Source organism: Mycobacterium sp. TH-M116, assembly GCF_057473685.1.
Map to the genome: position 1 here is coordinate 1 of NZ_JBYCLC010000256.1, position 8,787 is coordinate 8,787.

At 66.8% G+C, this 8,787-nt stretch carries 5 protein-coding genes; 3 read left to right on the top strand and 2 right to left on the bottom strand.

Translation table 11 applies throughout. The annotated features are described in order from the left end of the window. The 3 genes from AC2VOK_RS13015 to AC2VOK_RS13025 all read left to right on the top strand — a co-directional run. On the top strand, positions 1 to 714 hold a 714-nt coding region (locus AC2VOK_RS13015; RefSeq protein WP_428900849.1), incomplete at its 5' end, for a DALR domain-containing protein. An 11-nt stretch (positions 715 to 725) separates the two neighbouring features. After that, positions 726 to 1,661 carry a 23S rRNA (guanosine(2251)-2'-O)-methyltransferase RlmB gene (rlmB, locus tag AC2VOK_RS13020; RefSeq protein WP_428900850.1) on the top strand — a complete coding sequence of 312 codons (936 nt, stop codon included), beginning with the start codon at positions 726 to 728 and terminating at the stop codon, positions 1,659 to 1,661. Between the two features lie 74 nt (positions 1,662 to 1,735). Beyond that, positions 1,736 to 2,710, top strand: coding sequence for a glycerophosphodiester phosphodiesterase (locus AC2VOK_RS13025; protein ID WP_428900851.1), 975 nt, complete (start codon positions 1,736 to 1,738; stop codon positions 2,708 to 2,710). Here AC2VOK_RS13025 and AC2VOK_RS13030 read toward each other — a convergent pair. Both AC2VOK_RS13030 and AC2VOK_RS13035 read right to left on the bottom strand, forming a co-directional pair. Further along, on the bottom strand, positions 2,690 to 5,866 hold the full coding sequence (locus AC2VOK_RS13030) for an AAA family ATPase (RefSeq protein ID WP_428900852.1): 3,177 nt from the start codon (positions 5,864 to 5,866) through the stop codon (positions 2,690 to 2,692). The two genes, AC2VOK_RS13025 and AC2VOK_RS13030, sit on opposite strands and share 21 nt — an antisense overlap. Next, positions 5,863 to 8,787, bottom strand: a 2,925-nt coding sequence (locus AC2VOK_RS13035) for an ATP-binding protein (RefSeq protein WP_428900853.1), incomplete at its 5' end; no start/stop codon positions are given. The genes AC2VOK_RS13030 and AC2VOK_RS13035, both read right to left, overlap by 4 nt.

Below are 8,787 nucleotides of genomic sequence, written 5' to 3' on the forward strand. Positions count from 1 at the left end.
GTCTTTCCCCACCATGAGAACGAGATCGCCCAGAGCCGCGCGGCCGGGGACGGGTTCGCCCGCTACTGGTTGCACAACGGTTGGGTGACAATGGGCGGGGAAAAGATGAGCAAGTCGCTGGGCAACGTGTTGTCGATACCAGCGATGCTGCAGCGCGTGCGTCCGGCCGAACTGCGCTATTACCTGGGCAGCGCGCATTACCGATCTATGCTGGAATTCTCCGATACCGCTCTGCAGGACGCGGCCAAGGCTTATGCCGGGCTGGAGGAGTTCCTGCACCGGGTTCGCATCCGGGTGGGCGCCGTCAAGCCCGGCGAGTGGACCCCGCGGTTCGCCGAGGCCCTCGACGACGACCTCGCGGTCCCGATCGCCTTGGCCGAGGTGCATCATGCCCGCGCGGAAGGCAACCGGGCGCTCGATGCCGGCGATCACGAGGGCGCACTCGCCCATGCGGGCGCGATCCGTGCGATGACGGGCGTCTTGGGCTGCGATCCACTCGACGAGCGCTGGGAGACCCGCGACGAGACACCGGCCGCCCTTGCCGCGGTCGACGTGCTGGTGCGCGCCGAGCTGGAGAGCCGAGACAAGGCGCGTCAGGAGCACGACTGGGCGCTCGCCGACGAGATCCGGGATCGGCTCAACGAAGCCGGCATCGACGTGACCGACACCGCCGACGGCCCGCAGTGGTCGCTGCGGGCGGGCCAAGACAGGTAGGCGGCAAATAGATGGCCGGCAACTCACGGCGCCGGGGCGCGGTACGCAAATCCGGGACCAAGAAGGGCCCGACCGTAGGTTCGGGGGGTCAGCGCCGTCGTGCGCTCGAAGGACGCGGTCCCACTCCACCGGCGCACATGCGGCCCAACCATCCCGCCGCCAAACGCGCCCAGCAGCAGGCCCAGCCGCGGCGTCCGGTCAAGCGGACCGACGAAGCGGAAACGGTGCTCGGCCGCAACCCGGTGCTCGAGTGCTTGCGCGCGGGCGTGCCGGCGACCGCGCTTTACGTCGCGCTGGGCGTCGAAGCCGACGAGCGGCTCACCGAATCCGTCTCCCGGGCCGCTGATTCGGGCATCGCGATCCTCGAGGTGCCGCGATCGGACCTGGACCGCATGACCGCCAACCACCTGCACCAGGGCATCGCCTTGCAGGTGCCGCCCTACGATTACACACATCCTGACGACCTGCTCGCGGCCGCTCTCAACGCGCCGCCGGCGCTGCTGGTCGCACTGGACAACATCTCCGACCCCCGCAACCTGGGCGCCATCGTCCGTTCGGTGGCGGCGTTCGGCGGCCACGGCGTGCTGATCCCCCAGCGGCGCTCCGCGTCGGTGACGGCGGTGGCCTGGCGCACCAGCGCCGGTGCGGCGGCCCGGCTCCCGGTGGCTCGGGCCACCAACCTCACCAGGACGCTCAAGGATTGGGCTCACAATGGCCTGCGCGTGGTCGGCCTGGACGCCGACGGTGCCACCGCGCTCGACGACCTGGACGGGACCGATCCGCTGGTGTTGGTCGTCGGCTCGGAAGGCAAGGGGTTGTCGCGGCTGGTGCGGCAGAACTGCGACGAGGTGGTGTCGATCCCGATGGCGGGGGACACCGAGTCGCTGAACGCCTCGGTTGCGGCCGGGGTAGTGCTCGCCGACATCGCGCGTCAGCGCAGACATTAATTTCCTTGGCCGAGCAGACACGAAAGTCCCCGACACGCCTATCGTTTCGGGCCGTTGACGTCTGCTCGCGGGTTTTGGGTGCGCTGCTGGCGGCCGTGGTGTTCCTGGCGCCGCCGGCCCACGCGCAACCGGCCGGCTTCGATCTGCAGGCCCATCGCGGCGGGCGCGGCGAGACCACCGAGGAATCGCTGCGGGGGTTCGCCAAAGCGATCGAACTCGGCGTCACCACGATCGAATTCGACGTGGAACTCACCGAGGACGGCCAGCCGGTGGTGTGGCACGACCCGACGATCGAGCCCGAGAAATGCTCCGACACCGCGCCCGCGTTCCCCGGTGATCCCGAATATCCCTACGTCGGCACGCTGGTGCACGACCTGACGCTGGCCCAGATACACACCCTGGACTGCGGCAAGCGCCTACCCGATTTCCCCGACGCAGAAGTTTTGGGGGGCAACAAGATAGCGGTCCTGCCGGAGGTCTTCGCGCTCGCGGATTCCTATCGGGCCGATATCCGCTACAACATCGAAACCAAGGTGGAGGCCGACAGGCCCGCGGAGTCCGCCGGCCCGCAACAGTTCGTCGACGTGATCCTGGCCGCGGTCAGGGCGACGGGCAAGGTCGACCGCGTGGAGATCCAGAGCTTCGACTGGCGGACGCTGCCCATGGTGCGCCGCGCCGAGCCGTCGATCCCGCTGGTGGCATTGTGGGATGGGCAGACGTGGGTGCCGGATTCGCCGTGGCTGGGCGGTGTCGACCCCGCCGTGGTCGGGGATCCTCTCGTCGGGGCGAGGCTGGTCGGCGCGGACATCGCGTCGCCTGACTACGCGCTGGTCGACAAAGCCTTCGTCGACCGCGCTCACGCATTCGGTCTCAAAGTCATCCCCTGGACCGTCAACGACGCCGACGCCATGCGCCGGCAGATCGGCTATGGCATCGACGGACTCATCACCGATTATCCGACAAGGGCGCGCAGCATCCTGGCCGGCCTCGGGATGCCCTTGCCGCTCGCCTACCGTCGCCGGAGCTGGTCAGTGCATCGCGTCGGCTAAATCGATATGACCTTCCAAGCCGAGACGTTTCGCCATGTCTCGGTAGCGATCCCTGAATTTTGTGTAGGCCAACTCGTCGCCATGCGACCGCGCCAGAAGCGCACGCAGCCGCAGCACAAAGATGTCGCGAATGTTGAAATTCTCCCCGGCCGGCCTCGGCGTCGGCGCCGACGCCAATCGCTCAATCGCGACCTGCGATTCGGCCACGTCGCAGTCGTTACCTCGGTCGAGCAGCCCTTCCACCAGTACGCACGTTGTCACCACGCCCCATCCCAGCAACTGTCCCGCACGAACCGCATGTTCGACGGCGTCGTGCATCAGGGGTATCGCGTCATCGAGATCTCCGCGCCGGGCCGTCTCGCGCGCCAGATACGCGTCGATGAGCGGTAAATCGCCCAAATGGTGTCTATCGCGCACGAATTCGTCACGTATCTCCGCCAGAACTTGTCGACCGCGGTCACGCTCCGACACCGTCAGGCGGTGTACCAGTGCGGTGCCCAGCGTCACCTGAGCGTGGGCCACCGCGAAATCGTCGCCGGATCGCTCCGCAGTGTGCAGTGCCCCCTCGATCTCGCGCATAACGGAATCGTCCGGCCGCAGCGCTCCCGACGGGATTGTTGTTCCGTAGGCGTAGGTGATCGTCCCGGCATAGGTCAAGGGGTCGCTATCGCGTGCCATGGCAACGCCATCCCTTAAATCTTCTCGCCAGCCAGCGTAGCCGAGGCACAATCGGCCAACCGCCCTGGTGGTAAGGGCGAGCGCCAACGGCGAGCCGGAAACGAAGTTGCCTGCGGCGGGGTTACCTTCGGCCAGGTCGATGACTCGCTGTGACCATCCCAGCATGTCACACCACTCGGCGCTCTCCATCTTGGCGTAAATCGGGGGGATGGACAGCCCCACTGTCAGGTTCGGATCACCGAGCGACTCGACAAGGATCCAAAATTCCGACGCCAACCGGGACGCCTCGCCTACCCTGCCCTGGTATGCGTGGTCGGCTACCAGCCCTGACAGAGCAATGGCAAGTGACGCCTTGTCGCCTACGGCGGTGCACAACTGCTGTAGCTCGTCGAACCGGTACCCGGAAACATCCATGTGCACGCGAAAACCGGTTCCGCACAACATGGTCCGCGGAGCAATGCGCAAAGCCGGTCGGCGCGGGTGGTCGGTTGGTAGGGAATCGGCGAGAACGCGTGCGCGCTCCCAGCTGAGTCGTGCGGCGTTGATGTCGCGGTTGGTGGCCCACGTGGCGGCACGCATGTGCCAGTCGTATGCATCCTGCAGTTCACCGGCGGCATCGAGGTGTTCGGCGATCAGTGCGGCGTTCTGTTCGGCTGCTTCGGGCTCGCGGGCCTCGATCGCAGTGGCCAGCCGACGGTGTAACTGGGCTCGGTCGGATTTCAGTTGTGACTCGTAGGCCACCGTGCGGATCAACGGATGCCGAAACGCATACTCGGGTCGCGGGGTGAACCGCACCTGGTCGATGAGCTCGGCAGTGATCAGCTCGTCGACCACAGGGTCGACGTGCAGGCTGGTCAGCAGGTCGCGGTTGAAGCGGAAGCCGATCACCGCGGCTGCGACGAGGGTTTGTTTGGCTGCTGGCGGCAGCCGGTCGATGCGGGCGGCGATGGTGGCCTGCAGGGTGGGGGGCACGTCGACCTCTACCGCATCGGTATGGCAAGCGTACCTGCCGCTCTCACCGACGAGCACGCCCCGTTCGGCAAGATCACGGGTGATCTCCTCGGCGAAGAACGGGTTCCCGGCCGCGCGCCCCGCGATCAGCTTGGCGAGCCGCTCAACCGACGAGTCGCGGCCGAGTATTTCGGCAACGAGCGCTGAGGTTTCGGCGTCGGTGAGCGGCGCCAGAGCAATGGTCTGCGCCCCAGCGACATGAGCAAGGGCCCCTTGGTATTCGGGGCGATAGGTGATCAGCACCAACGACGGGGTTTGCGGGATCACCGCCAGGAAGTCGGCAAGCATGGATTCGCTGACCTCGTCGATCCAGTGCGCATCCTCGATGACGAATATCGCCGGCTCGCTGCGGGCCAGCTGATTGGAGTTGATCAGTGTGGTCAACCTCCTTCGCCGCGCGTCCGGATCGATCTTGGGCAATTCCACATCGTGCTCGGCGACACCGAGCAGGTCATCGAGCAGCAACAGGTCCTGCGGGTCGGCGTCGGGAAATTGTGCTCGCAGGTGTGTCCTGGCGGCGAGGCCGTCCAGTCCGCTGAGCCCCCCGACCGTGCGCAGCAGACGCGCCACCGCATGGAACGCGACGTCGGCGGCGTGTGACTCGCAGAATGTGGAAAACACCTCGGCGCCTCGGCTATTCGCAAGGCGCACCGCTTCGGCTGTAATTCGGGTCTTGCCGATGCCGGGCGGGCCGACCACGGTAATCACGGACCCGCGGCCGGCCGTCGCGCGATCGAGCATCGCTGCCAGCGCGGTCAGTTCCCATTCGCGTCCCACCAACGTCGAACACGAGACACCGGTCCGCTGGGTGGCCACGCTCAGCAGCCGCCGCGCCGGGACCGGGTCCGCGGCGCCTTTGATGCGCACCAGCTGGGGTTCACCCAGTACCGCGGCGCCCTCGACCAGTCGCGCGGTGGAGTCGCTGAGCATCACGCCGCCGGGCGGTGCGACGGATTCCATCCGCTGCGCCAACCCGACCTGCTCGCCGATCGCGGTGTAGCCCAAAGCGCCCCAGCCGATCTCACCGGCAATCACCTGGCCGGAGTTCAGGCCGACCCGCAGTTGCAGGTCCACACCGTCTCGGCGCTGGACCTTGACCGCCAGTCCCGCCGCTTCCTCCTGAATGCCCAGCGCCGCCAGACAGGCCCGCAGCGCGTGATCCTCCAGCGCCACCGGCGCACCGAACACTGCCATGACGCCGTCGCCGGTGAACTTGTCGACCGTGCCGCCGTATCGCACCACCACCATGGTGGCCAGGGCGACCATGCCGGCCATGATCTCGCGCAAGCGTTCGGCCCCCACCGCAGCCGCGATGTCCATCGAATGCACCACATCGGCGAACAACACCGTCACCTGCTTGTACTCTGCTGGTTCGGTAGCAACGGCGGCGCCGCACGTTAAGCAGAACTTCGCGTTCGGCGGCAGTTCCGTTCCGCACGACGGGCACTCCAACCCTGGCGTCGTCATGTCATCGCCTCGGCCCAGGCGATATGCCCCTCGAAGTCAAGCGTTTTCGCCATGGCGCGGTAACGATCCAGTAATTCCGCGTACGCCGTGTTATCGCCATGCGCTCGGGCCAGTAGCGTGCGCATCCGCAGCAGCCAGATGTCAAGGAGCACCGAATCGCCATCGGCTGGCGCCACCGCCAATCGCTCGATCGCGGCCTCGCCCTCGGCCACATCAGCATCCGCCCCGCGATCGAGCAGTGTCTCCACCAGAACACCCGTCGCAGCAATGCCGTAAGACAGCAGTTGACCGGCGCGGTCCAGATCATCGACGGCAGCCCGCATCAGCGGTATCGCCTCATCGTGATCACCGCGATCGGCCCGATCACGCGCCAAGTACACCTTCACCATCCGCAAATCGCCCAGGTTGTGTCCCCGCCGCAGGAACGCGTCGCCGACCTCCGCCAGGAGCCTGACTCCGCGGTCACGGTCAGTAGCCGCTGGGCGGTGTATCAGCGCTTGGCCCAGCGTCATCCGCGTGAAGCCCACCGCGAGGTCATCGCCGGAACGTTCGGCAATCCGCAGAGCCTCCTCGATCTCGTTCATCGCTTGATCGTTCGGTCCCAGAACGCCAACCGGTATTCCCACGTAGACATAGGTGACGGCCGCGGCGTAGGTCAGGGGATCGGAGTTGCGCGCCATGGGGATGCCGTTTCGCATATCATCTCGCCATCCGGGACGACCCAGACAATATCGGGCCAACGCCCGCGTCGTAAGCGCGAGCGCCAACGGAGACCCGAAAATGAAGTTGCCTTTCGCCGGGTCACCATCGGCGAGGTCGATCGCTGCCTGTGACCACCGCAGAACATCAGACCATTCTCCGCTTTCAGCCTTGGCGTAAATCAGCGGAAGAGACAGTCCCACTGTCAGGGTCGGATCGCCCAGCGACTCTGCGACGGCCATAGCTTCCGATGCGAGCTGTGATGCCTCGCCCAGCTGGCCCTGATACGCGTGATCCATCACCAGCCCCGCCATGGCTATGGCCAGCGACGCCTTGTCCCCGGAAGCGGTGCACAACTGCCGTAGTTCATCGAAGCGCTCACCGGCAACATTCATGTGAACACGAAACGCTATCCCGCACAACATGGTGCGCGGAGCAATGCGCAAAGCTGGCCGGCTCGGGTGGTCGGTGGGTAGGGAATCGGCGAGAATGCGGGCGCGCTCCCAGCTGAGCCGGGCCGCGGTGATGTCGCGGTTGGTGGCCCACGTGGCGGCCCGCATGTGCCAGCCGTAGGCGGCATGCAGATCACCGGCGGCCTCCAGGTGTTCGGCGATCAGGGCTGCATTCTCCTCGACCGCGGCCGGGTCACAGGATTCGATGGCGCCCGCGACGCGCCGGTGTAGCTCGGCGCGATCGGATTTGAGCTGTGCTTCGTAGGCGACGGTGCGTATCAGCGGATGGTGAAACGCATACTCCGGTTCACCGGTGAAGCGGATCTGATCGATGAACTCGCCACCCAGCAGATCCTGCAGGGCAGGATCAATACCCAGTCTTTCCAGTAGGGCTCGGCTGAACCGCGTGCCGATGACCGCCGCCGCGCTCAAGGTGCGCTTGGCCGCCGGGGCAAGCCGGTCGATGCGCGCGGCGATGGTGGCCTGCAAGGTGGCCGGCACGCTGACCTCGCCCACCTCCGCCGTCGACACGTAGGCGCCGCGGTTGCCACCCAGCACACCGCGCTCGGCCAGATCGCGCACCATCTCCTCGGCGAAGAACGGATTCCCGGCGGCCCTACTGGTGATCAGGGTGGCCAACACGCTGGCTGAGGGGTCCGGCCCCAGCAGCTGCGCGATCAGTGCTGTGGTCTCCGGATCACTCAGCGGTGCCAGAGCGATGGTCTGCGCGCCGGGCGCCCGGCTCAACGCACCCCGATATTCGGGGCGATAGGTGATCAGCGCCAACGAGGCCGCCTGCGGGACCACCGTGAGGAACTCGGCCAGCATCGACTCGCTGACCTCGTCGATCCAGTGTGCGTCCTCCACGATGTAGACCGCCGGGGCGTCTCGTGCCAGCTGGGTTGCGTTGACCAGCGCGGTCAACCGCCGCCGCCGGGCATCGGGATCAATTTTCGGTAGCCCCACCTCGGGATTGGCGATGCCCACCAGATCATCGAAGAGCGCCAAGTCCTCGGCCTCGGCGTCGGGAGCCCGGGCCCGCACCTGGGCGCGGGCCGCCGCACCGTCCAGATCACCCACGCCGCTGGCCGCACGCAGCAGCCGAGCCACCACGTGAAAGGGGACGTCGCTGGTGTGCGATTCGCAGAACGCGCTGAACACTTCGACACCGCCGGCGGCTGCCATCGCGGCGACCTCGCGCACCAGCCGGCTCTTGCCGATACCCGCTGGCCCCACCACGGTGACCACCGCGCCGTGGCCACCGACGGCGCGCTCCAGCAGGCCCTCGACGGCGGCCATCTCCCAGCGCCGACCCACCAGGTTCGACTCGACACGGCCCACCGCGCGACAATGCTCCGACACGCCCAACAATCGCCGCGCCCGCATCGGTCGGTCGGCTCCTTTGATGTGGACACGCCCAGCATCGCCGAGCACTGCCGCGCCCTCGACCAGCCGCGCGGTGGACTCGCTGAGCATCACCCCGCCCGCCGGGGCCACCGACTCCATCCGCTGCGCCATGCCGACTTGTTCACCGATCGCGGTGTAACCCAAAGCACCCGAGCCGATCTCACCGGCAATGACCTGCCCCGAGTTCAGGCCCACCCGCAGTCGCAGTTCCACATCGTCGCGGCGCTCAACATCGGCCGCAAACGCCTTGATCTCTTTCTGAATACCCAATGCAGCCAAACATGCGCGAAAAGCGTGGTCTTCTAATGCGACTGGCGCGCCAAAGACCGCCATGATCCCGTCGCCGGTGAACTTGTCCACCGT